Raw genomic sequence first — 296 nt, forward strand, 5'->3', positions numbered from 1 at the left:
AAGACATGCGATGCACGTAGTGCGAAAAATTAAACATGAGACGCCAAATACCCTAAGTTTTTTGTCATTAACCTGCACAGATTGCGAAGATAAATAAATAGCTTCAGTTTCATGATAAGGGGGTTGGCGAAGGGTGTCAAGTAATTCCGTTCCTTATGGGTAAAAAAAGAGAAACTCTAAGTTGCAGCCGCACAATGTTTCTCTTTTCTGCTGTTGATGATTATTTCGCCTATTGTAACTGCCGCTAGAATAAAGCAATAATATACCTGTGTTAATAAAGAAATAGGTGATACAGA

The sequence above is a fragment of the Wolbachia endosymbiont of Drosophila incompta genome (genome assembly GCF_001758565.1).
Classification (GTDB): Bacteria; Pseudomonadota; Alphaproteobacteria; order Rickettsiales; family Anaplasmataceae; genus Wolbachia; species Wolbachia pipientis.